The sequence below is a fragment of the Hydrogenophaga sp. YM1 genome, assembly GCF_016903055.1.
Taxonomy (GTDB): domain Bacteria; phylum Pseudomonadota; class Gammaproteobacteria; order Burkholderiales; family Burkholderiaceae_C; genus Hydrogenophaga; species Hydrogenophaga borbori.
Genome location: NZ_CP070223.1, coordinates 2,536,443 through 2,559,855 on the forward strand (window position 1 = coordinate 2,536,443; position 23,413 = coordinate 2,559,855).

A 23,413-nucleotide genomic window follows, 5' to 3' on the forward strand; every position below is an offset into this window, starting at 1 on the left:
CCACGCCACCGCCCACCACCTTGACCGCCGCCACCACCGCCGCCACGGCCCAGGCCTGCTGGATCACCGGGCCCTTGCGCGCCGAGATCCGCGCGGAGACCCTGCCCCCCTTGCGCGAAGGCGAGGTGCGCGTGCGTGCCCTGCACAGCGGCGTGAGCCGGGGCACCGAGACCCTGGTGTTCCGCGGCGAGGTGCCCGCCAGCGAGGCCCGGCGCATGCGCGCGCCATTCCAGGCCGGTGAGTTTCCGGCGCCGGTGAAGTACGGCTACGTGAGCGTGGGCGTGGTCGAGGCCGGCCCGGCGCACCTGCGGGGCCGCGCCGTGTTCTGCCTGCACCCGCACCAGACCCTCTACCAGGTGCCCGCCGACGCCGTGGCGCCGCTGCCCGAGGGAGTGCCGCCCGCGCGCGCGGTGCTCGCGGCCAACCTGGAGACCGCCATCAACGCCCTGTGGGACGCCGCGCCGCGCCTGGGCGAGCGCATCAGCGTGGTGGGCGGCGGCACCCTCGGCCTGCTGGTGGCCTGGCTGGCCGCGCGCCTGCCGGGCTGCGAGGTGCAGGTGGTGGACACCGCGCCCGCGCGCGCCGAGGTGGCGCGCGCGCTCGGCGCCGGCTTCGCCCTGCCCGGGGCCGCGCGGCCCGAGGCCGATCTGGTCATCCACGCCAGTGGCCAGCCCGACGGCCTGTCCACCGCCCTGGGCCTGGCCGGTTTCGAGGCCACGGTGCTGGAGCTGAGCTGGTACGGCACCCGCGCGGTGCCGTTGCCGTTGGGCCAGGGGTTTCACGCGCAGCGGCTCACGCTGCGCAGCTCCCAGGTGGGGCAGGTGGCCACCGCGCAGCGCGCGCGCTGGACCCACGCGCGCCGGCTGGGGCTGGCGCTGTCCCTGCTGAAGGACCCGGTGCTGGACCGGCTCGTCACCCACCACGCGCGCTTCGACGAGCTGCCCCAGGTGCTGGCGCGCCTGGCCGGCGGCGACAGCGAGACCCTGTGCCAGCGCATCGACTACCCCGACTGACCCCCACCCGACCCCACCGCATGTTCACGCTCACCGTCCGAGACCATTTCATGATCGCGCACAGCTTCCGCGGCGCGGTCTTCGGCCCCGCGCAGGCCTTGCACGGCGCCACCTACGTGGTGGACCTGGCCTTGCGCCGCCCGGCGCTGGACCCGGACGGCCTGGTGGTCGACATCGGCCTGGCCACGCAGCTGCTGCGCGAAGAGCTGGCGCGGCTGAACTTCCGCAACCTCGACGAGGCGCCCGAGTTCGCCGGCCGCAACACCACCACCGAGTTCCTGGCGCACGCCCTGTTCGAGCGCCTGGCGGCGCGCATCGCCGCCGGCGCGCTGGGCCCGCACGCGGTGCCGGGCGGCGCCACGGGCGGGCTGGCGGCGATGCGCGTGACGCTGAACGAATCGCATGTGGCCTCGGCCTCGTACGAGGCGGCGCTGCCCGCCGCCTGAGGGCCCCCACGCATGCCCGCCGCGCGCCACTGCCGGCTGCTGATCCCGGGCGACTGGCGCACGCTCACCGGCGGCTACCGGTACGACCGGCGGCTGGTCGAGTCGCTGCGCGCGCGCGGCGCCTCGGTGGAATGGCTGCGCCTGGACGGCGCCTGGCCCCGGCCCGACGAAGCCAGCCTGGCCGAGGCGCGCCGCGCCATCGCCGCGCTGCCCGATGGCGAGTGCGTGGTGGCCGACGGCCTGGCCTTCGGCGCACTGGGCGAGGTGGTGGCGCCGCACGCGCGGCGGCTGCGCTGGCTGGCGCTGGTGCACCACCCGCTGCACCTGGAAACCGGGCTGGACGCGGCCGCCGCCCAGGCGCTGCGCGAGCGCGAAAGCGCGGCCCTGCGGCACGCGCGCTGGGTGGTGGCGGTGAGCGGGCAGACCGCGCGGGACGTGGCCGAGCTGGGTGTGCCGCCGGACCGCATCACGGTGGTGGAACCGGGCAACGATGCGGTGGCGGCGCCGGGCTTCACCGCGGCCGGCGCGGGTGCGCCGGGCCGTGCCGGCCCGGAGGGCGGCGGCGTGCAGCTGCTCTGCGTTGCCACGCTCACCCCGCGCAAGGCGCATGCCGTGCTGCTGGACGCGCTGTCCGGCCTGCTGGCGCTCGACTGGACGCTGCACTGCGTGGGCAGCGCCGCGCGCGACCCGGCGCTGGCCGCCGCGCTGCACGCGCGCACCGCGGGCGGTCCGCTGGCGCAGCGGGTGCACTGGCACGGCGAGCTGAGCGCCGAGGTGCTGCAGGCGCGCTACGCCAGCGCCGACCTGTTCGTGCTGGCCTCACTGCACGAGGGCTTCGGCATGGTCGTCAACGAGGCCCTGATGCACGGCCTGCCTATCGTGGCCAGCCGCGCGGGCGCGCTGGCGCACACCGTGCCGGCGGGGGCCGGCCTGCTGGTGCCGCCCGGCGACGCGGGCGCCTGGCGGGCCGCGCTGGCCACGGCCATCGCCGACCGGACCCTGCGCGAACGCTGGGCCGACGCCGCGTGGCAGGCCGCGCGGGCGCTGCCGTCCTGGGACCAGCAGGCCGAGCGCTTCGAGGCCGTGCTGGACCGCGTGCGGGGGCTGGCGTGGTGAAGGCCCGCGGCGCGCGCTTCAGCGCCGGCTGGCTCGCGCTGCGCGAGCCCTTCGACGCGGCCGCGCGCGACACGGCCGCCGCGCGGCTGCTGCCACCCCTGCTGGCATGCCGGCCCGCCGACGGCCCCTGGCGCGTGATCGACCTGGGCTGCGGCACGGGCGCCAACCTGCGCTGGCTGGCGCCGCGCCTGGGCGGCGCGCAGCAGTGGCTGGTGCTCGACCACGACGCCGCGCTGCTGCGGCGATGGGCGTCGCGGCCCGGATTCGAACCGATCGCGGGCGACCGGCTGCGATGGCGGGACGGCGGCGTGGAGATCGTGCGCCGGCATATCGACCTCGCGCGCGATCTGCCCACGCTGCCCTGGCACGCGGCCCACCTGGTCACCGCCTCGGCCCTGCTCGATCTGGTGGGGGCCGATTGGCTGGAGCAACTGGCCGCGCTGGCGGCAGCGGCCCGCGTGCCGCTGCTCCTGTCGCTCAGCGTGGATGGCCACCACCACTGGGGCCCGGCGGACGCGGACGATGGCGCCATCCAGCGCCTCTTCGCCGCCCACCAGCAAGGCGACAAGGGCTTCGGCCCCGCGCTGGGCGCGCGGGCGGTGCCGCAGCTGGCCGCGCGCCTGCGCGAGCAGGGCTACCGTGTGCGGCTCGCGCGCAGCGACTGGCGCATCGGGGGGGACGGCCTGGCCCTGCAGCGCGCGCTGATCGAGGGCATGGCGCGCGCCGCCGCCGAGCAGGACCCCTCGCAGGCGGCGCGGGTGGGGGCGTGGCGGCAGCGCCGCCTGGCGCTCGCGGCCACGGGGCGCGTGCGCGTGGGGCACCTGGAGCTGCTGGCGGTACCGGCGTAGCGCTCAGCCCAGCGCCGCGAGGTCCAGATCCCAGAGCATGTCGTCGCCCAGCACCACCAGGCGCGCGGGCGGGCGGGGGCACTCCGCCATCACCTCGCGCGCGGGCACGCGCAGGCCGCGCCGGCCGTCGCCCACCAGCACCGGCGCCACCGACAGGTGCAGCCGCTGCAGGACGCCGGCCGCGAAAAAGCGCGACACCGTGACGCCGCCGCCTTCCACGAAGAGCACGCGCAGACCCCGTTCGGCCAGCGCGGCGAGCAGGCGCCGCGCGTCGGGGCCGCGCGCTTCGCCGGGCCCCGCGCTCAGTCCGGCCACGGGCAGCACCTCGGCGCCGGGCGCGCCGCGGCCCAGGCGCTCGCGCGCCCGGGCCGCGTGGCGTGCGTCGCACAGCCACAGCGTGGGGGACTGGCCATCGCGCAGCGCGCGCGAGGTGCCGTCGAGCCGGGCCTCGGGGTCCAGCAGCAGGCGCACCGGGTTCGGGCCGGGCACGCGGCGCGTGGTGAGCTGGGGGTTGTCGATGGCCACCGTGCCGGCGCCCACCAGCACCGCGTCGCAGAGCGCGCGCAGGCGGTGCAGGTGCACCAGGCTGTGCGCCCCGTTCACGTAGTAGGAGTCGCCCGTCGCCGTGGCCACGAAGCCGTCGAGGCTCTGGCCCATCTGGGCCACCACCCAGGGCGCGTCGCGGGCGGCGCGCGCGTCGAGCAAGGGTTTGTAAAGATCGAAAAGGGCGGCGGCGCGGGCGCTCACCGGGCCCCGGATGCACCAGCCGGCATCCGCCCGCCAGGCCAGCGTGGCGCGCCGGGACGCCGGCACCGCGCGGCCCTCGCGCGCCGCCAGCACCTGCTCCCACAGGGCCGGCCAGTCGGCCGGCACGTCCGACAGCGCGGCCGAGCCGGGCTCGTTGGGGGCTGGGGCAGGGCGCGCGGACCGGGGGCTGGACGGCATGCGGCCATCATCGCATCGGGTTCGCCGAACGCCTACCCAGGGCCGGCCCCGATGGCGGCGCGGGCGCCGCTCACCAGCGCGGCGTGTAGTAGGGGTCGTCGCCGGCCGCGCCGGCGCCCGCATCGCCCGGCCACATGGCCTGCCAGCCCAGCGCGGCCAGCACGGGAATGGCCGCCAGCAGCGCCACCACCAGCGGCCGCCAGCGCCAGTGCCGCGCGGCCCCGGCCCGGCGGGCCAGCCACCAGGGCGCCGTGAGCGCGAGCAGCAGCAGGGCCGGCACGCCCGCCGGCACCTGCCCACTGAGCAGGTTGAGGCAGAGCAGGGACAGGGCCGCGCTGGCCAGCGGCATCAGCGCGGCGGCCCCCACGCGCACCCCCGCGCGTGGTCCGATCCAGGCCCACAGGCCCAGCACGGCGGTGGCGACGGCCGCCATCAGCGCCAACTGCGCCAGCAGCAGCGAACCCGCCAGGACCCCCATGCCCACCAGGCCCATCAGCAGCACCGCCAAGGCCCCGGCCGAGCCGGCCGCTGCCGTGGGCTCGGCGCCCGGCGCTTCGGTGGACCACGCCAACACGCCCAGCGCCAGCGCGCCGCCGCCGGCCGCCAGCAGCAGGCGCAGCGGCGAGGCCAGCCCCAGCAGCCAGGCCGAGGCGGCGCCCCAGGCCAAGACCGCCAGCAGCCAAGGCCACATCGGATGGTGGCGGGCGGCGGGGCGCGTGCTGGCCAGGGCCAGGACCATGGCCAACAGGCTCGCCAGCACCACCCAGGGCAGCTTGTGCGCCTGGGTGGACGCCGGCCAGTTCAGGCCGGGCCAGGCCGCCAGGGCCAACACCAGGCCCAGCGCCGCGCCCAGCGAGACCCAGGGCCCGCGCGCGGTGCCCAGCCCCGCACGCAGCGCGCCCAGGCAGGCCAGGCACAGCAGCGCCGGCAGCAGCAGGCTCTGGAAAGCGGGGTGGTGGACGAAGGAGGCCATCGCGGGCTGGCGGGACCGGGGTCCGCCATCATCCCACCGGCCCGCGCGGCTGCAAGGCCGGGCCGATCACCGCGAGGGTGGACGAGGCCGTGGCCACCAGCCGCCCGCTGGCCGCTTCCAGCAGACGGGCCTGGGCGAAGGCCAGGGCCTTGCCGCAGCGGTCCACGCTGCCGCTGGCGCGGTAGCGGCCGAGCGGCGCGGGCCGCAGGAAGGCGGTGCTCATGTTCGTGGTGGCGCAGCTGCCTTCGGGCGGCAGTCGCGCCAGCGTGGCAAAGGCCATGGCGAAGTCCAGCATGGCGCTGAGCGCGCCGCCCTGCAGCACGCCCGTGCCTTGCACGAACAGGGCCTGGGGCTGGAAATCGATGGACACCGTGCCGGCTTCGCGCTCCAGCGCCACCAGCGTGGCGCCCAGGGCCAGGGCCATGGGGTTGGAGTCCACGGGCAGGGGCAGGGCGCCCTGGTCGAGGAAGCGCTGGATGAGCGCCTGGTCGGGGTTGCCGAAGCGGCTGGGGTTCATGGGGCGGGCTGGTCGCACACGGCGCGCGCGATGACTTCTTTCATGATTTCCGAGGTGCCAGCGTAGATGCGCTCGATGCGGGCGTCGACGTAGGCGCGGGCGATGGGGTATTCGGCCATGTAGCCGTAGCCCCCGTGCAGCTGCAGGCAGGTGTCGGTGACCCGGCCCAGCAGCTCCGAGTGCCAGAGTTTGCCCGCCGAGGCGTCGACCGCGTCCAGCCCGCCGTCCAGGTGGCGGGCGATGAGCTGGTCGCAGTAGGCCCGCCCGGCCTGCAGCTCGGCCCACAGGCCGGCGAGCTGGAATCGGGTGTTCTGGAAGTCGGCCACGCGCTGGCCGAAGGCCTGGCGCTGCTGCGTGTAGCGCACGGTGCCTTCGAAGGCCGCCTCGGCGCGCGCCTGGCACTGCACGGACACCAACAGGCGCTCCTGCGCGAGCTCCTGCATGAGGTAGCGGAAACCCTGGTTGGCCTCGCCCAGCAGGTGGTCCGCCGGCACGCGCACGCCGTCGAAGAACAGCTCGGCCGTGTCCTGCGCGTGCTGGCCGATCTTGTGCAGCTTGCGTCCGCGCGAAAAGCCGGGCGTGTCGGCCGTCACCACGAACAGCGAGACGCCGCGCGCGCCGCGTTCGGGCTCCGTCTTGCAGGCCACCACGACCACGTCGGCGTGATGGCCGTTGGTGATGAAGGTCTTCTGGCCGTGGATCACCCAGTGATCGCCGTCGCGCTCGGCCCGGGTGCGGATGCGCGCGAGGTCGCTACCGGTACCGGGCTCGGTCATGGCGATGGCGCCGACCCGCTCGCCGCTGGCCATGCCGGGCAGCAGGCGCGCCTTCAGCGCGGGCGTGCCGTGGTGGGCGATGTAGGGCGCCACGATCACCGAGTGCAGGGGAAATCCCGGGCCGGTGGCGCCGATGCGGCCCAGTTCTTCGCAGACGATGAGGTCGTACAGCAGGTCGGCGCCCGGGCCGCCGTCGGCTTCGGGCAACCAGGCGCACAGCAGGCCCAGCTCGCCGGCGCGGCGCCACAGCTCGCGCGGCACGCCGTGCGCGGCCTCCCAATCGGCGTGGTGAGGCGCGATCTCGCGTTCGCAGAAGCGGCGCACCTGGTCGCGAAAGCTCTGGTGCTCGGGGCCGAACAGGGGCCGGCTGGCGTGGGACATGGACAATCTCCTCGGGTGGTTGGCTTGAAACTGCTATTTTGTCAATTTTGGTTGACAAATACGACGGCTCTGCCACGCTCGCCCACCGAGCCCCGAGGAAACCCATGCCCAAGACCCCGACCGCCACCCCGCACAAGCAGTTGCTGCGCCACCTGCTGATGGCCCGATCCGACTGGATGGAAGCGCGCGTGGTGCAGGGGGCCCACCTGGAGGGCTACCCGCACCTCACCACCGCCATGAACCGCCTGTTCGCGCAGTTGGGCGGGCGCCCGCTGGGCCTGTCGGAGCTGGCGCGCCGGCTGGGCGTGTCGCGCCAGGCCGTGCACAAGCTCGCGCTGGAGGCCGAGCGCCTGGGCCTGGTGGAGTTCGTGCCGAGCGAGGAGGACGGCCGCGTCAAGCTGCTGCGTTTCTCGCAGAAGGGCTGGCGCATGTCCGAGGAAGCCGCCGCCGCCTTCGTGCGCATGGAGGAGGAGCTGGCCCGCCACATCGGCAAGGACAACGTGGAGGAGCTGCGCCGCATCCTGGCCTTGCCCTGGCCGGAAATGGGCGCGCCAGAAGGCGATTGACGGGCGACTAGGGAAAGCCCTGGCGCCGAAGCGCCCCAGGCGGGTTGACGCGTCCGGTGGACGGTTTGAGAATCCATTAAGTCAACCAAGGTTGACAATTTGAGTTCATCACACCGGAGACAAACCCATGCCCCTTCACCGCCGCCACCTCCTCGGCGCCGCCGGCGCCGGCTTGCTGCTGGGCGCCGCCCCCCTGGCCCGCGCCCAGGCCGCCGACACCGTGCGCCTCTTTGTCGGCTTCCCGGCCGGCACCACGCCCGACACCCTGGCCCGCAAGGTGGGCGAGAAGCTGGTGCAGGCCGGCCACGCCAAGGCGGTGGTGGTGGAAAACCGCGCCGGCGCGGGCGGCCAGCTCGGCGTGACCGCGCTCAAGGGCGCGCCGGCCGACGGCAGCCACTTGCTGCTCACGCCCATGTCCATGCTGGGCGTCTACCCCTTCACCTACAAGAAGCTGCCCTACGACCCGGCGGCCGACGTGACGCCGGTGAGCATGGGCGCCAGCTTCGACTACGGCATCGCCGTGGGCCCGGGCGTGCCGGAGAGCGTGAAGGACATCCCCGGCCTCATGGCCTGGTTCAAGGCCAACCCGGCCAAGGCCAACATCGGCTCGCCGGCCACCGGCTCCACGCTGCACTTCACCGCCGTGACGCTGGGCCGCGCCGCGGGCGTGGAGGTCACGCACGTGGGCTACCGGGGCTCCACGCCGGCACTGCAGGACCTCATCGGCGGCAGCCTGCCCGCGCTGTGCTCGCCGCTGGGCACCTTCCTCAGCCACATGACGCCCAACAGCAAGCTGCGCCTGCTGGCCAGCTCGGGCGCCAAGCGCAGCCGCTTTTCGCCGCAGGTGCCCACGCTGGCGGAGCAGGGCTTCAAGGACCTGGTGTTCGACGAGTGGTATGGCTTCTACCTGCCCGCCAAGGCGTCCGACGAGGCGGTGCGCCGCCTCAACGCGGCCTTGCACCAGGCGCTCAAGGCGCCCGAGGTGATCGAGACCCTGCACAGCGCGGGCATGGAGTCCAGCCCTTCGACGCCCTCGGAATTGGCCGCCGCACTGCAACGCGACATCAAAATCTGGGGGCCGATCGTCAAGTCCATCGGGTTCACGGCGGACAGCTGAGCGGCACCACCACCCACTTCCCGGGCGCACCGCACGCCCGGGACCAGCCTACGGAGACAAGACCCCCATGCTCAAACCCGGCCTGATGATGGACCGCCCGCTGCTGATCTCGGGCCTGTTGGAACACGGCGCCGCGCAGCACGCCACGCAGGAGGTGGTGTCGCGCGAGACGCACGGTCCCACGGTGCGCCTGAGCATCGCCCAGATCGCGCGGCGCTCGCGCCAGCTCGCCAACGCGCTGCGCGGCCTGGGCCTGCAGCCCGGGGACGCAGTCGCTTCCATCGCCTGGAACAACCACCGCCACCTGGAGGCCTATTACGCCGTCTCGGGCAGCGGCATGGTGATGCACACCTGCAATCCGCGCCTGCACCCCGAGCAGTTGGTCTACATCCTCAACCACGCCGAGGACCGCGTGGTGCTGTTCGACAGCACCTTCGCGCCGCTGGTGCAGGCCATCGCGGCGAAGTGCCCGCGGGTGCTGGCCTGGGTCTGCCTGAGCGAGCGTGAGCACCTGCCCGACACGCCGAGCCCGGCGGCGGCCACGCCGCTGGCCTACGAGGACCTGATCGCCGGCCAGCCCGACACCTTCGACTGGCCCGAGTTCGACGAGAAGACCGGCGCGGTGCTTTGCTACACCTCGGGCACCACCGGCCACCCCAAGGGCGTGCTGTATTCGCACCGCTCCATCGTGCTCAACGCCACCACCGCCTGCCTGCCCGACGTGCTGGGCCTGTCCACGCGCGAGAGCGTCCTGCCCGTGGTGCCCATGTTCCACATCAACGCCTGGTGCATTCCGTACGCGGCCATGGTGGCGGGCGCGCGCATCGTGCTGCCCGGCCCGCGCCTGGACGGCGCCAGCCTGTATGAGCTGATGGAGGCCGAGAAGGTGACCATCAGCGCCGGCGTGCCCACCATCTGGATGGGCCTGCTGCAGCACGTGGAGCAGGGCGGCCTGCGCTTCTCCACCATGCATCGCACCTGCGTGGGCGGCTCGGCCATGCCGCGCGCGCTGATCGAAAAGTTCAACGAGGCCTACGGCGTGGAGGTGCGCCACGGCTGGGGCATGACGGAAACCACCGCCATCGCCACGCTCAGCAACCTGAGCGCCGCCGACTGGGAGCGACCGGCCGAGGAGCGCCACGCCATCGTCGCGCGCCAGGGCAAGGTGGTCTCGGGCATCGAGATCAAGGTGGTGGACGAGCAGGGCGCCACGCTGCCGCGCGACGGCGTGTCGCAGGGCGAGCTGATGGTGCGTGGGCAGTGGATCGTGGAGCGTTACCACAAGGCCGATCGCACGGCCCTGGTGGACGGCTGGTTCCCCACCGGCGACATCGCCACCATCGCGCCCGACGGCGTGATGACCATCCGCGACCGCACCAAGGACGTGATCAAGAGCGGCGGCGAATGGATCAGCTCCATCGACCTGGAAAACGCCGCCGCCGGCCATCCGGCGGTGGCGCAGGCGGCGGTCATCGGCATCAAGCACCCCAAGTGGGACGAACGTCCCCTGCTGCTGTTGGTGCGCAAGCCCGGTGCCGCGCTGGAGAAGCCCGAGATCCTGGCGTTCCTGGCCGAGCGCGTGGCCAAGTGGTGGGTGCCGGAGGACGTGGTCTTCCTCGACGCGCTGCCCGTGGGCGGCACGGGCAAGGTGCAGAAGAACGAGCTGCGCAAGCGCTACGGCGGCGTGTTCAGCGGCGGCTGAGACCGGTGCGAACCGTCAGAAGCTGGCCCAGCGCTCTGGGTCCACGCGGCGGGACCGGCGGCGCAGGCGCAAGGCGCCGACCAGCGCCACCACGGCCAGGCCTTCCGCGCCCCACCAGGCCAGCCGCCCCGTGCGCCAGGCAGCGACGGCGAAAGCCAGGCACAGGAGCACACCGGCGAACAGGGTCAGCGACAGGGACTTGAACGGGTTCGGCATGGGAGGCTCCGGCGGCGACGGGTGTTGGCGCCGATCATGGTTTCCCCCCGTGACAGCGGCAACACACCGGGCGGCGGCGCCGATTGCATATGAAACAATCCACTGGATGGACCGGGCCTGGGCCCGCCCCCGGTCCACCCGCCGCATGTACCTACCGCCCCAATTCGCCGCCAAGGACCCCGCGATCGCGCTCGAGCTGATGCGCGCGCACCCCTTCGCGCAGCTCATCTCCACCGACGACGAGGGCTTTCCCTTCGTCACGCCGCTGCCGCTGCACGTGCTGGAAGAGGGCGGCGGCCTCACCCTGCTCGGCCATGTGGCGAAGCCCAATCCGCAGGCCGCGCACCTGCGCGCCCGGCCCCAGGCGCTGGTGGTGTTCAACGGCCCGCAAGCCTACCTCACGCCGCGCGTCTACCCCGACCTGCAGCGCGTGCCCACCTGGAACTACCTGACAGTGCAGGCGCGCGTGCAGGTGGGCTTCATCGAGTCCTTCGAGGACAAGGACCGCCTGCTCAAGCACCTCATCCACGACCACGACCCAGCCTACGCCGAGCAGTGGCGTGGCCTGCCCGAGGACTTCCAGCAGAACATGATGAAGGGCATCCACGCCATGGAGCTGCGGGTGCTGGAACTTCGCTGCAAGGTGAAGCTCAACCAGCACCGCCGCGAATCCCACGCGGCGATGCTGCGCCTGTACGAACAGGGCGGCGAGCAGGCGCAGGCCCTGGCGGGCTGGATGCGCCGGCTCGGCCTGGGCACCCCCGACACATGAACGACCGCTCCGCGATGTTCCGCCGGCTGGCCGCGTGCGCGCTCGGCGCCGCGCTGGCCCCGCTGGCCTCGGCGCAAGGCGCCGCCCCCGCTTCGCCCGCCTCGACTGGCGCCACGCCGGCCGGCCTCGCCACCACCAGCGCCGTCGAGCGCCTGGTGAACCTGCCGCCGCCGGTCGGTGCCGCGCCGGCCGCACGGCCCACACCCAACCCCGCCCCATTCGACATGGCAGCGGCCGAGCTGCGCTGGCGCAGCAGCCTGCAGGCCTTTGCCGAACAGGACCGGCTGGCCCGTCCGCCGCCCGGTGGGGTGCTGTTCGTGGGCAGTTCCTCCATCCGCCTGTGGGACAAGCTGGAAGCGGCCTTCCAGCAGCAGCCGGTGGTGATCAAGCGCGGCTTTGGCGGCTCGCGCTTGGCCGATTGCGTGGCCTTCGTCGATCGGCTGGTGCTGCCCTACCAGGCGCGCCAGGTGGTGCTCTACGCCGGCGAGAACGACCTGGACGAAGGCGCCACGCCGGCCGAGGTGTTGTTGCGCTACGAGCGCTTCGTGCAGCAGGTGCTGCAGGCGGCGCCGAACACGCGCATCGCCTTCGTCTCGATCAAGCCCAGCCCGGCGCGCGAGGCGCTGCTGCCCGCGATACAAACCACCAACCGGCTCGTCAAGGCCTACACCGAAGGCCACCCGCAGCTCGATTTCATCGACGTGTACGGCGCCATGCTGGACGAGGCCGGGCGGCCGCGGCCCGACCTGTTCGGCGCCGACCGCCTACACCTCAACGCCACGGGCTACGGCATCTGGCGCGAGCTCATCGCGGCACGCCTGAAGCTCTGACACGGCGGGCCGCCGCCCCGCCGCTCAGCGCAGCGCGCTGGCCAGGCGTGGGCGCCGGCGGCCGCCCTGGTCGCGCCACTGCGCCGCCAGGGCCACCGCGAACAGGCCGGCGAAGGCGGCGGCCAGCAGCAGGGCGTCGGTCTGCCGGGGCCGCAGGGTCTCGACCGAGCCGAAGAAGGCCAGGGTGAACAGCACGATCACCAGGTGGGCGCAGAACACCGGCAGCGACTGGCGGCCCAGCAGCTCCAGCGGGCGCGGGCGGGGCAGCGCCCGCCACAGGGGCGCACTGGCCAGCAGCAGGACGACCAGGGCCGCGCCATTGAGCAGGCGCAGCGGGCCCAGGGACCACTTGTCGAACAGCGCGGCCACGGCCGGCACGCCGGGCATCGGGTCCTGGCCCACCATGTGGCGCCAGAGCAGGGTGCTGCCGGCCAGCAGCAGCGCCGGTCCCCAAAGCCACCAGCGCACGCGCGGCCAGGGCTGGCGGCGCGTGCCCAGGCACAGACCGCCCACCCACAGCAGCTGCCAGGCGAAGAGGTGGAAGGCCCCCATGTCCTTGTAGGGCACGGGCCAGCCGGCCGACGCCGCCAGCCCGTGCAGGGCCGCGCCCAGGCCCCATTGCTCGGCCAGCCACAGCAGCAGGCTGGCGCAGAGCAGGCCGCGCCAGCCGTGGCGCCGGCCGTGCGCCAGCAGCCAGGGCGTGATCAACATGAACAGGATGTAGAGCGGCAGCACGTCCAGCAGCGGCGGGTTGTGCAGCAGCACCAGGGCCGCGCCCACGGCGCTGGCGGGGGCGATGAAGAAGTACTCCAGCAGGCCGGTGACGCCGCCCTGGTGGCGCACCACGCCCAGCCAGGCGATCAGGGTGAAGGCCAGCAGCAACAGGGCCAGCTGGCACAGGTACAGGCGGCCCGCGCGCCGCCACAGGCCGCCGCGCAGTTCGGCGAAACTCTGCCGCTCGGCGCGCGCCCCGTACACGCGCCCGGCCAGCAGCGCCGACAGGAAGACGAAGCCCTCCGCCGCCGAGACGAAGCCGAACGGCTGGCTCAGCACCGGCGAGAAGCCGGTCGGCATGTGGGTGAGGGTCATGAGGACCAGCATGAGGCCGCGCAGCGCGTCGAGCTCCCACTGCCGGCCGCTCGCGCGGGGGGCGGTCATTTGTTGAGGGTTTTCCCTGGGCAACCCAGGATCATGCCAGAGCGCGAGGGCCCCAGGGGGCATTCGGCGCGCTCGCCTACACTCGCCCGCATGACGCCGAGCCCGGAACGCGACGAAGCCTTCATGCGCCTGGCGCTCGACGAAGCCCGCGCCGCCGCCCAGGCCGGCGAGGTGCCGGTGGGCGCGGTCCTGGTGAAGGACGGCCAGGTGATCGCCACCGGCCGCAACGCCCCCATCGCCACACACGACCCGAGCGCGCACGCCGAGATGCTGGCCCTGCGCGAGGGCGCGCGGCGCCTGGCCAACTACCGGCTCGATGGCTGCACGCTTTATGTGACCCTGGAGCCCTGCGCCATGTGCAGTGGCGCCATGCTGCACGCGCGGCTGGACCGCGTGGTCTTTGGCGCGAGCGACCCCAAGACCGGTGCGGCCGGCTCCGTGATCGACCTGTTCGCCCAGGCGCCACTGAACCACCAGACCCAGGTGCGGGGCGGCGTGCTGGCCGAGCAGGGCGCCGAGCTGCTGCGCAGCTTCTTCAAGGAGCGGCGGATGAACCCCCACCCCCTGCGCGAGGACGCGCTGCGCACGCCCGATGCCGCGTTCGAGGGCCTGCCCGGCTACCCCTGGGCGCCCCGGTACCTGAGCGACCTGCCCGCGCTGAACGGGCTGCGCCTGCACTACCTCGACGAAGGCCCGCGCGACGCCCCGCTGACCTGGCTCTGCCTGCACGGCAACCCGGCCTGGAGCTACCTCTACCGCCACATGCTGCCGGTGTTCCTGGCGGCCGGTCACCGCGTGGTCGCGCCCGACCTCATCGGCTTCGGCAAGAGCGACAAGCCCAAGAAGGACGCGGCCCACCGCTTCACCTGGCACCGCCAGGTGCTGCTGGAATTCGTCGAGCGGCTGGACCTGCGCGACGTGGTGCTGGTCGTGCAGGACTGGGGCGGTCTGCTGGGCCTGACCCTGCCGCCGGCCGCGCCCGGGCGTTACCGCGGCCTGCTGGTAATGAACACCACCCTGGCCACGGGCGACTCGCCGCTGTCGCCCGGCTTCCTGGCCTGGCGCGAGATGTGCGCCAGCAAGCCCGAGTTCTCGGTCGGCCGCCTGTTCGCGCGCGGCAACCCGCAGATGAGCGAAGCCGAGTGCGCCGCCTATGACGCGCCGTTTCCCGACAAGGGCCACCGCGCGGCGCTGCGCGCCTTCCCGCCCATGGTCCCCGAGTTCCCCGGCAGCGACGGCGCCGCCGTCAGCCGCGAGGCGCGCCGCTTCTGGCGCGAGCAGTGGCAGGGGCGCAGCCTCATGGCCATCGGCCAGCAAGACCCGGTCCTCGGCGAGCCCGTCATGCGCGCGCTGCGCGAGCAGATCCGAGGCTGCCCCGAACCCCTGCTGCTGGCCCAGGCCGGCCACTTCGTGCAGGAACACGGTGGGCCCATCGCGCGCGCGGCGCTCGCGCATTTTTCATCCCCGAACCCATGAGCCACATCTACATCTACTCTCCCGCCAGCGCCGTGCGCGACAAGGCCGCGTTCCGCCGCGGCGTGCAGCGCCTCAAGGCCTTGGGCCACGAGGTCGAGATCGACACCGACGCCCTGCGTGCCCACATGCGCTTCGCGGGCGACGACGCCACGCGCCTGGCCGCCATCGGCCGCGCGGCGGCCAGCGGTGCCGACGTGGCCCTGATCTCGCGCGGGGGCTATGGGCTCACCCGCCTCCTGCCCGAGCTGCCCTACAAGGCCCTGGCCAAGGCGATCGAAAAAGGCACGCGCTTCGTCGGCCTGAGCGACTTCACCGCGCTGCAGCTGGCGCTGCTGGCCAAGACCGGCGCCAGCACCTGGGCCGGCCCGGCGCTGGGCGAAGACTTCGGCCCCGAGGTCGAGCCCGACGAGATCATGCTGGCCTGTTTCGGCGACCTGCTCGATGGGTCGGCCGAGGGCTCGGGCTGGACGCTGCCAGCGGCCGACGCCCCGGCCCACGCCGCCAAGCCGAAGCGGCACGTGCGCGAGGCCACGCTGTGGGGCGGCAACCTGAGCGTGCTGTGTTCGCTGGTCGGCACGCCATACCTGCCGGCCGTGAAAGGCGGGGTGCTGTTCCTGGAAGACGTGGGTGAGCACCCGTACCGGCTGGAGCGCCAGCTCACCCAACTGCTGCTGGCGGGCGTGCTGGACGCGCAGAAGGCCGTGCTGCTGGGGGCGTTCAACCGCTTCAAGCCGGTGCCGGGCTACGACCGGGGCTTCTCGCTCAAGACCGTGACGCAATGGCTGCGCTCGAAGACCAAGACGCCCATCTACACCGGGCTGCCGTTCGGCCACGTTCCCACCAAAGTGCTTCTGCCCGTGGGCCGCACGGTCGATCTGGTGGTGGAGGGGCGCGACGCGCTGATCTTCTGGGGGCATGAGCCCCATGGGCACCACGGGCATTGAGCCCGGAGGCACCACGGAACCGGCTTCGTCGGGCCGTCGGTGCCGTCCCTTGCGGGGGACGCGCGAAGCGCGGCGGGGTGGGGCTTACACCCGCCGGATGCGCGAAGCGTCGATCAAGGCCTTGGGCACCAGGCCCTGGAACACCGGCGAGAGGCTTTGCACGCGGTGCACCGCCAGCGCCTCGCCGTGCACGCGGCTCAGCACCGCGACCAGTTCGCCGCGCGCATACCAGAGGCTGTGCGCGTCGTGCATGAACTTCAGCCGGCGCTTGAGCGAAGGGTTCAGGCGGGCGCCTTCTTCACCCAGCACGGCCAGCATGGCCTCACGCACCGGCTCCAGCTCGTCCTCGTCGTCCGCGCGCGCGCTCGGCCCTAGCAGGGCCGAGATGCTGTTGCGGAGACTGGGCTTGAACCAACGCATGACCGTGAGAGTTCCATCACAGGGAGGGCTGGCCAGAATACGACCTGAAGCATGTCGATGCAATCGTGCATGTCTTGATACGGCAAAAAAAACAACAGCAAATCATGTGCTTAGCGCGGGAGTTTCATGGACTACCTCAATTTAGTAATCCTTTTGCACTCATTGTTGGCTGGGTGCCACAACCCGGTCGGCCTTTCGGGGCGCACAAACGCCACTTGCATCGGTTGAGGATGTAACGGTCTGCGAGAACCGCCATGCTCTAATCGCCCGCAGGTTTTCCCAGCCCCATGCCCGAACTCACGATCGCCTTCGTCGACCTCACCGGTAGCACCTCCGTGTTCGAGACACTGGGCAACGACCGGGCCACCAAGGCGGTCACCAAGCTGACGCAGTGGATCGGCGCACGCGGCCAGTCGAACGGCGGCACCGTGGTCAAGATGCTGGGCGACGGCGTGCTGATGGCCTTCGCCGACAACCGCGCCGCGGTCGATGCCATGGTGCAGATCCAGCAGGAGCACGCCAAGCGCGTGCAGCAGTGGCCGGCCCACCTCAAGCTGCTGATGCAGATCGGCCTGGCGCGCGGCTCGGTGGTGTGGGTGGACGGCGACTGCTTCGGCGACGCGGTGAACCTGGCCTCGCGCCTGAGCGACCTGGCCGGCCCGGAACAGATCTTCGCCAGCGACACCGTCATCCAGTCGCTCGGGCCGCGCTCGCTGGTGCGCAACCGCAGCCTGGGTGCCATGCGCATCAAGGGCAAGGTCGACACCTGCGAGGTGTTCCGCATCGAGTGGCAGGCGGACATGCAGTCCGAGTTCCTCACGGTGCCGGCCGACCTGCACGCCATCACGCCCAAGGACGACTCCGATTTCGCGGGCATCGAGCTCGCCTGGCTGGACGCCACGCGCACCTTCAATTCCAGCGACCTGCCGCTGCGCATCGGCCGCGTGCCCGAGGCCAGCTTCGTGGTGAGCGACCCGCGCGTCTCTCGCATGCACGCCACCATCGGCATGGTCTCCGGCAACTACGTGCTGGAAGACGTGAGCAGCTACGGCACCTGGGTGCGTTTCGCGGGCAGCGAGTCGGTGGTGCAGTTGCGCCGCCAGGACTGCGTGCTGCACAGCGACGGCGAGATTTCCCTGGGCGCGCCGTTCTCCGATTTCAGCGCCCCCACCGTGAGCTTCAAGCTCATGGACGGCAGCATGGCGCTCGCCCGCAGCGCCGCCGCCAGCGCGCGCTGAAGGCGCTGGGCGCGCCGCGCCTGCGCGACAGCGCCCGCGCCGCCGGGTCATCGGGCGGGGTATATCCTCGCGGCTCCTCATAAGAAGCCCGAGAGACAAACACCATGCGCTGGATCCGCCGCCTCGCCACCCTCATCGGTCTGCTGCTCGTGCTGGCCGCCGCCCTGGGGCTGTGGTACGCCCGCCAGACCCTGCCGCGCACCGACGGGCACCTGCAGGTCAGCGGCCTGGGTGCGCCGGTGCAGGTCAACCGCGACGGCAGCGACGTCACCCACATCCTGGCCCAGAACCCGCGCGACGCCTGGATGGCGCTGGGCTACGTGCACGCGCAGGAACGTGGCTGGCAGTTGGCCTTCAACCGCGCCGTCATGCGCGGTACGCTGTCCGAGTTCCTGGGCCCGGCCACGCTGGAGACCGACAAGCTCATGCGCACCCTGGGCATTCGCCAGGTGGCGCAGCGCCAGCTGGCCAAGTTGCCACCAGACGTCAAGGCCGCGGTGGAGGCCTACAGCGCCGGCATCAACGCCTTCTTCGCCGGCGGCGAACAGGCGCTGACGCCCGAATTCCTGCTGCTGGGCGTGAATCCGCGCGAAGAGGCCCTGCGGGGCGCCTGGTGGGACCCGGCCGACAGCGTGGGCTGGTCGATCATGATGGCGCTGGACCTGGGCGGGAACTGGGGCAACGAGTTCGCCCGGCTGACGGCGCTGCAGGTGCTGGACACGCCCGCGCTGTGGGAGCTGTTCCCGCCGTACCCGGGCGAGGCGCCCGCCGCCAGCGCCGACCTGGGCCGGCTGTACCGCGAACTGGGTGTGTTCAACAAGGCCAACGGCACCGCCACCTCGCAGGCCCCGGCGGCCCCGCAGGCCGGCTGGCGCGAGCGCATCGCGCTGGACCTGCGCGACTGGACCGATGGCTTCGGCTTCAACGAAAACAAGGGCTCGAACAACTGGGTGGTGGCCGGCTCGCGCACCCAGAGCGGCCAGCCGCTGCTGGCCAACGACCCGCACCTGGGCCTGAGCGCGCCCGCCATCTGGTACTTCGCGCGGCTGCAGGCGCCCGACGCGGGTGGCCTCAAGGGCATGGACGTGATCGGCGCCACCCTGCCGGGCACGCCCTTCGTGGTGCTGGGCCGCACGGCCGGCGTGGCCTGGGGCTTCACCAACACCGGGCCTGACGTGCAGGACCTCTACCTGGAACAGATCAACCCGGCCAACCCCGGCGAGTACCGCGTGCCCTCGGCCGGCACCGAGCCCGCCTGGGAACGCTTCACCGTGCGCGCCGAGACCATCCGCGTGAAGGGGCAGGCCGACGTCACACACCTGGTGCGCGCCACGCGCCACGGCCCGGTGCTGAGCGACGCCCAGGCCCAGCACGGCAAGGTGCTCGACACCACGCGCTTCGTGCTGGCGCTGCGCTGGACCGGGCTCGACGACGAGGACAACGTGTCCGCCACGCTGGCCTCCAACCGCGCGCAGAGCGTGGAGGAACTGCTGGCGGCGTTCTCCACCTTCCGCGCGCCCATGCAGAACATCGTGATGGCCGACCGCACCGGGCGCATCGCCTACAAGGCGGCCGGGCGCGTGCCGCTGCGCGCGGCCGACAACGATATCCGCGGCGTGGCCCCGGCGCCGGGCTGGGAGCCGCGCTACGACTGGACCGGCTGGCTGCCGTACGCCGACACGCCGCAGGACGATGGCGCGCGCGGCTGGATCGCCACCGCCAACCAGCGCATCCACGCGCCGGACTACCCGCATTTCCTCACCCAGGACTGGGCGCCGCCATACCGCCAGCAGCGCATCGAGACCCTGCTGGAGGCCACGCCCAAGCACGACGTGGCCAGCATGCGCGCCATCCAGGGCGACCAGCGGGCCGAGGCCACGCTGCGCCTGCTGCCGCACCTGTTGAAGGCGCCGTCCACGCATTCGCTGGCCGAGGCCGCGCGCGCCGCGCTGCAGGGCTTCGACGGCGTGATGCGCGCCGACTCACCCGCGCCGCTGATCTACAGCGCCTGGATCGACGAGTTCACGCGTGGCGTGATCGGCCAGCGCCTGGGCAAGGAGCGCTTCGAGTCCCTGTACGGCAAGCGCCTGTTCCGCCAGGCGGTGGAGGGCTTCCTGGAGAGCGACAACCGCGCCTGGTGCGGCGTGCAGGGTTGCCCGCACGCGGCGGGCGAGGCGCTGTCGCGCGCACTGGACAGGCTGTCGGCCCAGTACGGCGCCGACGTGGCCGCCTGGCGCTGGGGCGAGGCGCACCCGGCCATCTCGGCGCACCGGCCGTTCTCCAACGTGAAGCCGCTGGCCCGCTTCTTCGAGGTGCGCGAGCCCACCGGCGGCGACCCCTTCACGGTGAACGTGGGCCAGTACCACCTGGACAAGGCCGACGCGCCCTTCGCCAACCGCCACGCGGCCAGCCTGCGCGCGATCTACGACCTGGCCGACCTGGACCGCTCGCTGTTCATCTACCAGACGGGGCAGAGCGGCAACGTGTTCTCCAGCCGCTACCGCGACATGAGCGCGACCTGGCTGGCCAACAAGCACCGCACCCTGAGCCTGAAGCCGCCCAAGTGGGCGAGCGAGCTGTCGCTGACGCCCTGACTACTTCAGGTTGCCCTTGAGGAACTGGGCGAGCCGTTCGCTCTTCGGGCTGGCGAGCACCTCGCGCGGCACACCCTGTTCCTCGATACAGCCCTTGTGCAGGAAGATGAGGTGCGAGGACACCTCGCGCGCGAACCCCATCTCGTGCGTCACCACCAGCATGGTGCGGCCTTCCTCGGCCAGCAGGCGCATCACGCGCAGCACCTCGCCCACCAGCTCCGGGTCGAGCGCGGAGGTGGGCTCGTCGAACAGCATCACCGCCGGCTCCACCGCCAGCGCGCGCGCGATCGCCACGCGCTGCTGCTGGCCACCGCTCATGTGCGCGGGGTAGCGGTCTTCCACGCCGCTCAGGCCCACGCGCTCCAGGTACTTGCGCGCCGTCTGCACCGCCTGGTCGCGCGGCACGCCCAGCACGTGCACCGGCGCCTCGATGATGTTCTGCAGCACCGTCATGTGCGCCCACAGGTTGAAATGCTGGAACACCATGGCCAGGCGCGTGCGCAGGCGCTGCAGCTGCTTCGGGTCGGTGGCGTGCAGCTCGCCGTGGCGGTCGGGCGCGAGCTTGAGTTCCTCGCCGCCGAGCACGATGCGCCCCGCGTTGGGCTTCTCGAGCAGGTTGATGCAGCGCAGCAGCGTGCTCTTGCCCGAGCCCGAACTGCCGATCAGGCTGATGACGTCGCCCGCGCGCGCCTCGAGAGACACGCCCTTGAGCACCTCGTTGGCGCCGAAGCGCTTGTGGATGTCGTGCACGGCCAGCAGCGGCGCGGAAGAAGGGGTGGGGGCATTCATGGGAGCGGGGCAGGGTCAGGCACCGAGCAGGTGGCCGGTGCGGAACGGGGTGGCGCCGGCGATCTTGCCGATCTCGCCGCCGGCGACGACGTAGCGCTCGCCAATGGCCGCGTAGAGCACGCCCGCGACACCGGCGGTGATCCGGTGCACGCGCGAGGCGCCGGGCGCGGTGGGGTCGATGACCTCGGCCACCACCTCGCCGACGGCCAGGGTATCGCCTGGGCGCACGCAGAAGGCCACCACGCCGGCCACCGGGCTGTGCAGGGTCTCCGAGCCAGCCAGCGGCGTGGCCTCGCAGCTCGGCCGGGGGATGGCGGGGGCGGGCCCATCGAGCACGCGCAGGTGCAGCAGGTAGTCCATCAGGGCCTTGGCGTCGATCCGCGCGTTGTCGTGCGAGACGTCGGCCTCGCCGCGCAGCTCCACCGTGGCGCTGGCGCAGGCCTGGGGCAGCGGGTGGTGGATGCCCTGCGCGCGCAGTCGCTCGGCCAGTCGCCACCACAGGCCCGAGAGGGTTTCGTCGAAGGGCTCGCCACCCGAATCGCGCGCCAGCAGCACGGCGCGGCAGCCCAGCAGCCAGGCCAGTGGCGCCAGCGGGGCCCAGCAGGCCTCCTCGGCGTACAGGTGCAGCGCGGCTTCCCAGTCGCAGTGCAGGTCCAGCACCACGTCGGCGTCGTGCGCCAGCAGGAAGAGCTGGCGGCGCAGGCTGTCCAGCTCGGTGGCGGGCCGCCAGTCGCGCAGCCAGCGGGTGGCGGCGGCGCGCACCAGGGCCACGTTGGCCTGCGGGTCGGGGCCCAGGCGGTCGCGCAGCTCGTCGAACAGCGCGTCCGCCAGGTTCGGGTAGTGGCGATTGAAGTTCTGCGACGTGCCGAATTCGAAGCGGCCCATGGCGCGGTGGTTGAGCCGCTGCGTCAGGCCGATGGGGTTGGCCGCCGGCACCAGCACCACCTGGCCGCGCAGGCGGCCCTCGCGTTCGGCGGCCTCCAGCTGGGGGCGCAGGTGGTGCGCCACCAGCATGCCGGGCAGCTCCTCGGCGTGCAGGCTGGCCTGCAGGTAGACCTTGGGCCGGGCGTCTTCGGCGCCATAGCGGAACGACACCAGATGCTTCTGGTGGCCCAGGCTGGGACTCAGCAGGGGGTGTTCGGTCCGTTCCATGCGTTTCCCGTCAGTGCGTGCGCGGCGCCAGGTGGGCGAGGAAATGCCGCTCGCCGAGCTTGAACAGGCCTACCAGGGTGAAGGTGATGGTGAGGTAGATGCCGGCGGCGAAGAGGTAGGCTTCAAAAGGCAGGTAGTAGTCGGAGTAGATGCGGCTGGCGGCGGCGGTCACGTCCAGCATGGCCGGCACCGCGCTGGCCAGGCTGGTGCCGTGCAGCATCATCACCACCTCGTTGCTGTAGGCCGGCAGGGTGCGGCGCATGGCGCTGGGCAGCACGATGCGCCGCAGCGCCTGCCAGCGGCCCATGCCCATCGCCTGCGCGGCCTCGATCTCGCCCGGCGCCGTCTCGCGGATGGAGCCCGCGAGCATTTCGGCCGTGTAGCCGGCGGTGTTGAGGGCGAAGGCGAGCAGGGCGCAGAAGAAGGCGTCCTTGAACATCGTCCAGGGCCAGATGTCGTCCCAGCGCGCCTGGATCCAGTCGAGCTGGGCCAGGCCGTAATAGATCATGTACATCTGGATCAGCAGCGGTGTGCCGCGGATCACGTAGGTGTACGCGCCGACCAGCCAGCGCAGCGGCGCCGGCCCGTGGGTGAGCGCCAGGGCAAACACCACGGCCAGCACGCCGCCGATGGCCAGGCAGGACAGCAGCAGGCTCAGCGTGGTCAGCACGCCCTGGCCATACATGGCGAGGTGGGCCGGTTCGAAGATGACTTCCCAGCGCATGGTGTCAGTGGGTCAGCCGCTTGACGCCCAGGCTGAAGCGCCGGTTCACCCAGCGCAGCGCCCACAGCGAGACCGTGGTGTAGACGAGGAACAGCGCCGCCGCGAACAGGAAGAAGGTGAAGGGCTCGCGCGTGGCCGCGCTGGCCTGCTTGGCCAGGTAGGTCATCTCGTGCAGGCCGATCAGGCTGACCAGGGCCGTGGCCTTGATGAGCACCAGCCAGTTGTTGGTGAAGCCCGGAAGCGCGTAGCGCACCATCTGCGGCGCGGTGATGCGCACGAAGGTGCGCACGCGCCCCATGCCGAAGGCCCAGGCCGCTTCCATCTGCCCGCGCGGGATGGCCAGGATGGCGCCGCGGAAGGTCTCCGTCATGTAGGCGCCGTAGATGAAGCCGATGGTCAGCACGCCCGCCGCGAAGGGGTTGATGTCCACCGAGCGGCGGCTGCCCAGGGCCTCGAGCAGGTGGTTCAGGCCGATGGTGCCGCCGTAGAAGATGAGCAGCATCAGCACGAGTTCGGGCACGCCGCGCACCACGGTGGTGTAGGCGGTGGCCAGCCAGACGAGCGCGCGGCGGCCCGACAGCTTGGCCGCCGCGCCCGCCAGGCCCAAGAAAATGGCCACCACGAGGGCGGCCAGTGAGACGCCCACCGTGAGCAGGGCGCCTTGCAGGATGGACTGGTAGTAGCCGGACAAACCGCGCTC

24 protein-coding genes are annotated in these 23,413 nt (G+C 72.6%); 13 read left to right on the forward strand and 11 right to left on the reverse strand.

Going from position 1 to position 23,413, the window contains the following annotated elements:
• Positions 1–20: 20 nt before the first annotated feature.
• The 4 genes from JNX00_RS11830 to JNX00_RS11845 are packed head-to-tail and all read left to right on the forward strand — an operon-like array spanning position 21 to position 3,423.
• Positions 21–1,013, forward strand: coding sequence for a zinc-binding alcohol dehydrogenase (locus JNX00_RS11830; protein ID WP_239478127.1), 993 nt, complete (start codon positions 21–23; stop codon positions 1,011–1,013).
• Positions 1,014–1,033: 20 nt separating this feature from the next.
• Positions 1,034–1,459, forward strand: a complete 426-nt coding sequence (locus JNX00_RS11835) for a 6-carboxytetrahydropterin synthase (RefSeq protein WP_070398480.1) — start codon at positions 1,034–1,036, stop codon at positions 1,457–1,459.
• Between the two features lie 12 nt (positions 1,460–1,471).
• Complete coding sequence (locus JNX00_RS11840; protein ID WP_204742388.1) at positions 1,472–2,575, forward strand: glycosyltransferase family 4 protein; 1,104 nt, start codon at positions 1,472–1,474, stop codon at positions 2,573–2,575.
• Positions 2,569–3,423 carry a class I SAM-dependent methyltransferase gene (locus JNX00_RS11845; protein ID WP_204742389.1) on the forward strand — a complete coding sequence of 285 codons (855 nt, stop codon included), beginning with the start codon at positions 2,569–2,571 and terminating at the stop codon, positions 3,421–3,423. Before JNX00_RS11840 ends, JNX00_RS11845 begins: the two co-directional genes overlap by 7 nt.
• A 3-nt stretch (positions 3,424–3,426) precedes the next feature.
• Here the strand turns inward: JNX00_RS11845 and JNX00_RS11850 are convergent, their stop codons facing one another.
• From JNX00_RS11850 to JNX00_RS11865, 4 genes are all read right to left on the reverse strand, one after another.
• Positions 3,427–4,368 carry a RibD family protein gene (locus JNX00_RS11850; protein WP_204742390.1) on the reverse strand — a complete coding sequence of 314 codons (942 nt, stop codon included), beginning with the start codon at positions 4,366–4,368 and terminating at the stop codon, positions 3,427–3,429.
• A 70-nt stretch (positions 4,369–4,438) separates the two neighbouring features.
• The gene (locus JNX00_RS11855; protein ID WP_204742391.1) at positions 4,439–5,341 is read right to left on the reverse strand and encodes a hypothetical protein; all 903 of its coding nucleotides are present in this window, start codon (positions 5,339–5,341) and stop codon (positions 4,439–4,441) included.
• 28 nt (positions 5,342–5,369) lie between these two features.
• On the reverse strand, positions 5,370–5,858 hold the full coding sequence (locus tag JNX00_RS11860) for a PaaI family thioesterase (RefSeq protein WP_204742392.1): 489 nt from the start codon (positions 5,856–5,858) through the stop codon (positions 5,370–5,372).
• Complete coding sequence (locus JNX00_RS11865) at positions 5,855–7,015, reverse strand: acyl-CoA dehydrogenase family protein (RefSeq protein WP_204742393.1); 1,161 nt, start codon at positions 7,013–7,015, stop codon at positions 5,855–5,857. Before JNX00_RS11865 ends, JNX00_RS11860 begins: the two co-directional genes overlap by 4 nt.
• Positions 7,016–7,119: 104 nt before the next feature.
• Between JNX00_RS11865 and JNX00_RS11870 the strand changes: the two genes are divergently transcribed.
• The 3 genes from JNX00_RS11870 (at position 7,120) to JNX00_RS11880 (ending at position 10,400) form a co-directional block, all read left to right on the forward strand.
• Positions 7,120–7,581 (forward strand): MarR family transcriptional regulator, encoded by a 462-nt coding sequence (locus tag JNX00_RS11870; protein WP_070398475.1) that lies wholly within the window; start codon positions 7,120–7,122, stop codon positions 7,579–7,581.
• 127 nt (positions 7,582–7,708) lie between these two features.
• Positions 7,709–8,698 (forward strand): Bug family tripartite tricarboxylate transporter substrate binding protein, encoded by a 990-nt coding sequence (locus tag JNX00_RS11875; protein ID WP_070398474.1) that lies wholly within the window; start codon positions 7,709–7,711, stop codon positions 8,696–8,698.
• Positions 8,699–8,765: 67 nt separating this feature from the next.
• Complete coding sequence (locus JNX00_RS11880) at positions 8,766–10,400, forward strand: long-chain-fatty-acid--CoA ligase (RefSeq protein ID WP_204742394.1); 1,635 nt, start codon at positions 8,766–8,768, stop codon at positions 10,398–10,400.
• A 15-nt stretch (positions 10,401–10,415) separates the two neighbouring features.
• On the opposite strand, the gene JNX00_RS11885 is transcribed toward JNX00_RS11880, so the two are convergent.
• Positions 10,416–10,616 carry a hypothetical protein gene (locus JNX00_RS11885; protein WP_070398472.1) on the reverse strand — a complete coding sequence of 67 codons (201 nt, stop codon included), beginning with the start codon at positions 10,614–10,616 and terminating at the stop codon, positions 10,416–10,418.
• Positions 10,617–10,761: 145 nt separating this feature from the next.
• On the opposite strand from JNX00_RS11885, the gene JNX00_RS11890 reads away from it, so the two are divergent.
• Complete coding sequence (locus tag JNX00_RS11890; RefSeq protein WP_204742395.1) at positions 10,762–11,388, forward strand: FMN-binding negative transcriptional regulator; 627 nt, start codon at positions 10,762–10,764, stop codon at positions 11,386–11,388.
• Positions 11,385–12,218, forward strand: coding sequence for an SGNH/GDSL hydrolase family protein (locus tag JNX00_RS11895; RefSeq protein WP_204742396.1), 834 nt, complete (start codon positions 11,385–11,387; stop codon positions 12,216–12,218). The genes JNX00_RS11890 and JNX00_RS11895 overlap by 4 nt, the downstream gene beginning before the upstream one ends.
• 24 nt (positions 12,219–12,242) lie before the next feature.
• Here the strand turns inward: JNX00_RS11895 and opgC are convergent, their stop codons facing one another.
• Positions 12,243–13,376: an OpgC domain-containing protein gene (opgC, locus tag JNX00_RS11900; RefSeq protein WP_204742397.1), complete on the reverse strand. Its 1,134-nt coding sequence runs from the start codon at positions 13,374–13,376 to the stop codon at positions 12,243–12,245.
• A gap of 90 nt (positions 13,377–13,466) precedes the next feature.
• Here opgC and tadA point away from each other — a divergent pair, with 90 nt between their 5' ends.
• A complete protein-coding gene (gene tadA / locus JNX00_RS11905; RefSeq protein ID WP_204742398.1) occupies positions 13,467–14,852 on the forward strand; it encodes a tRNA adenosine(34) deaminase TadA in 1,386 nt (461 codons plus the stop codon).
• A complete protein-coding gene (locus JNX00_RS11910) occupies positions 14,849–15,796 on the forward strand; it encodes an LD-carboxypeptidase (protein ID WP_070398468.1) in 948 nt (315 codons plus the stop codon). Before tadA ends, JNX00_RS11910 begins: the two co-directional genes overlap by 4 nt.
• 84 nt (positions 15,797–15,880) lie before the next feature.
• Here JNX00_RS11910 and JNX00_RS11915 read toward each other — a convergent pair whose 3' ends face one another.
• The gene (locus JNX00_RS11915) at positions 15,881–16,216 is read right to left on the reverse strand and encodes a hypothetical protein (protein ID WP_070398467.1); all 336 of its coding nucleotides are present in this window, start codon (positions 16,214–16,216) and stop codon (positions 15,881–15,883) included.
• Between the two features lie 287 nt (positions 16,217–16,503).
• Here JNX00_RS11915 and JNX00_RS11920 point away from each other — a divergent pair, with 287 nt between their 5' ends.
• Both JNX00_RS11920 and JNX00_RS11925 read left to right on the forward strand, forming a co-directional pair.
• Positions 16,504–17,454, forward strand: a complete 951-nt coding sequence (locus JNX00_RS11920; RefSeq protein ID WP_204742399.1) for an adenylate/guanylate cyclase domain-containing protein — start codon at positions 16,504–16,506, stop codon at positions 17,452–17,454.
• A 104-nt stretch (positions 17,455–17,558) separates the two neighbouring features.
• Positions 17,559–20,048, forward strand: a complete 2,490-nt coding sequence (locus JNX00_RS11925; protein WP_204742400.1) for a penicillin acylase family protein — start codon at positions 17,559–17,561, stop codon at positions 20,046–20,048.
• Here the strand turns inward: JNX00_RS11925 and JNX00_RS11930 are convergent, their stop codons facing one another.
• Genes JNX00_RS11930 through JNX00_RS11945 form a run of 4 tightly spaced genes read right to left on the reverse strand, consistent with a single transcriptional unit; the run spans position 20,049 to position 23,404 of the window.
• The gene (locus JNX00_RS11930; protein WP_070398464.1) at positions 20,049–20,837 is read right to left on the reverse strand and encodes an ATP-binding cassette domain-containing protein; all 789 of its coding nucleotides are present in this window, start codon (positions 20,835–20,837) and stop codon (positions 20,049–20,051) included.
• Between the two features lie 15 nt (positions 20,838–20,852).
• Positions 20,853–21,989 carry a succinylglutamate desuccinylase/aspartoacylase family protein gene (locus tag JNX00_RS11935; RefSeq protein ID WP_204742401.1) on the reverse strand — a complete coding sequence of 379 codons (1,137 nt, stop codon included), beginning with the start codon at positions 21,987–21,989 and terminating at the stop codon, positions 20,853–20,855.
• Positions 21,990–21,999: 10 nt separating this feature from the next.
• The gene (locus JNX00_RS11940) at positions 22,000–22,713 is read right to left on the reverse strand and encodes an ABC transporter permease subunit (protein WP_070398462.1); all 714 of its coding nucleotides are present in this window, start codon (positions 22,711–22,713) and stop codon (positions 22,000–22,002) included.
• Between the two features lie 4 nt (positions 22,714–22,717).
• Complete coding sequence (locus JNX00_RS11945) at positions 22,718–23,404, reverse strand: ABC transporter permease (protein WP_070398461.1); 687 nt, start codon at positions 23,402–23,404, stop codon at positions 22,718–22,720.
• Between the last annotated feature and the right edge of the window lie 9 nt (positions 23,405–23,413).

Excerpts from the sequence above, each read along its gene's own strand:
- JNX00_RS11835 (WP_070398480.1), top strand. The coding sequence starts at position 1,034 with ATGTTCACGCTCACCGTCCGAGACCATTTCATGATCGCGCACAGCTTC.
- JNX00_RS11840 (WP_204742388.1), top strand. The coding sequence starts at position 1,472 with ATGCCCGCCGCGCGCCACTGCCGGCTGCTGATCCCGGGCGACTGGCGC.
- JNX00_RS11850 (WP_204742390.1), bottom strand. The coding sequence starts at position 4,368 with ATGCCGTCCAGCCCCCGGTCCGCGCGCCCTGCCCCAGCCCCCAACGAG.
- JNX00_RS11855 (WP_204742391.1), bottom strand. The coding sequence starts at position 5,341 with ATGGCCTCCTTCGTCCACCACCCCGCTTTCCAGAGCCTGCTGCTGCCG.
- JNX00_RS11860 (WP_204742392.1), bottom strand. The coding sequence starts at position 5,858 with ATGAACCCCAGCCGCTTCGGCAACCCCGACCAGGCGCTCATCCAGCGC.
- JNX00_RS11865 (WP_204742393.1), bottom strand. The coding sequence starts at position 7,015 with ATGTCCCACGCCAGCCGGCCCCTGTTCGGCCCCGAGCACCAGAGCTTT.
- JNX00_RS11870 (WP_070398475.1), top strand. The coding sequence starts at position 7,120 with ATGCCCAAGACCCCGACCGCCACCCCGCACAAGCAGTTGCTGCGCCAC.
- JNX00_RS11875 (WP_070398474.1), top strand. The coding sequence starts at position 7,709 with ATGCCCCTTCACCGCCGCCACCTCCTCGGCGCCGCCGGCGCCGGCTTG.
- JNX00_RS11880 (WP_204742394.1), top strand. The coding sequence starts at position 8,766 with ATGCTCAAACCCGGCCTGATGATGGACCGCCCGCTGCTGATCTCGGGC.
- JNX00_RS11885 (WP_070398472.1), bottom strand. The coding sequence starts at position 10,616 with ATGCCGAACCCGTTCAAGTCCCTGTCGCTGACCCTGTTCGCCGGTGTG.
- JNX00_RS11890 (WP_204742395.1), top strand. The coding sequence starts at position 10,762 with ATGTACCTACCGCCCCAATTCGCCGCCAAGGACCCCGCGATCGCGCTC.
- JNX00_RS11895 (WP_204742396.1), top strand. The coding sequence starts at position 11,385 with ATGAACGACCGCTCCGCGATGTTCCGCCGGCTGGCCGCGTGCGCGCTC.
- opgC (WP_204742397.1), bottom strand. The coding sequence starts at position 13,376 with ATGACCGCCCCCCGCGCGAGCGGCCGGCAGTGGGAGCTCGACGCGCTG.
- tadA (WP_204742398.1), top strand. The coding sequence starts at position 13,467 with ATGACGCCGAGCCCGGAACGCGACGAAGCCTTCATGCGCCTGGCGCTC.
- JNX00_RS11910 (WP_070398468.1), top strand. The coding sequence starts at position 14,849 with ATGAGCCACATCTACATCTACTCTCCCGCCAGCGCCGTGCGCGACAAG.
- JNX00_RS11915 (WP_070398467.1), bottom strand. The coding sequence starts at position 16,216 with ATGCGTTGGTTCAAGCCCAGTCTCCGCAACAGCATCTCGGCCCTGCTA.
- JNX00_RS11920 (WP_204742399.1), top strand. The coding sequence starts at position 16,504 with ATGCCCGAACTCACGATCGCCTTCGTCGACCTCACCGGTAGCACCTCC.
- JNX00_RS11925 (WP_204742400.1), top strand. The coding sequence starts at position 17,559 with ATGCGCTGGATCCGCCGCCTCGCCACCCTCATCGGTCTGCTGCTCGTG.
- JNX00_RS11930 (WP_070398464.1), bottom strand. The coding sequence starts at position 20,837 with ATGAATGCCCCCACCCCTTCTTCCGCGCCGCTGCTGGCCGTGCACGAC.
- JNX00_RS11935 (WP_204742401.1), bottom strand. The coding sequence starts at position 21,989 with ATGGAACGGACCGAACACCCCCTGCTGAGTCCCAGCCTGGGCCACCAG.
- JNX00_RS11940 (WP_070398462.1), bottom strand. The coding sequence starts at position 22,713 with ATGCGCTGGGAAGTCATCTTCGAACCGGCCCACCTCGCCATGTATGGC.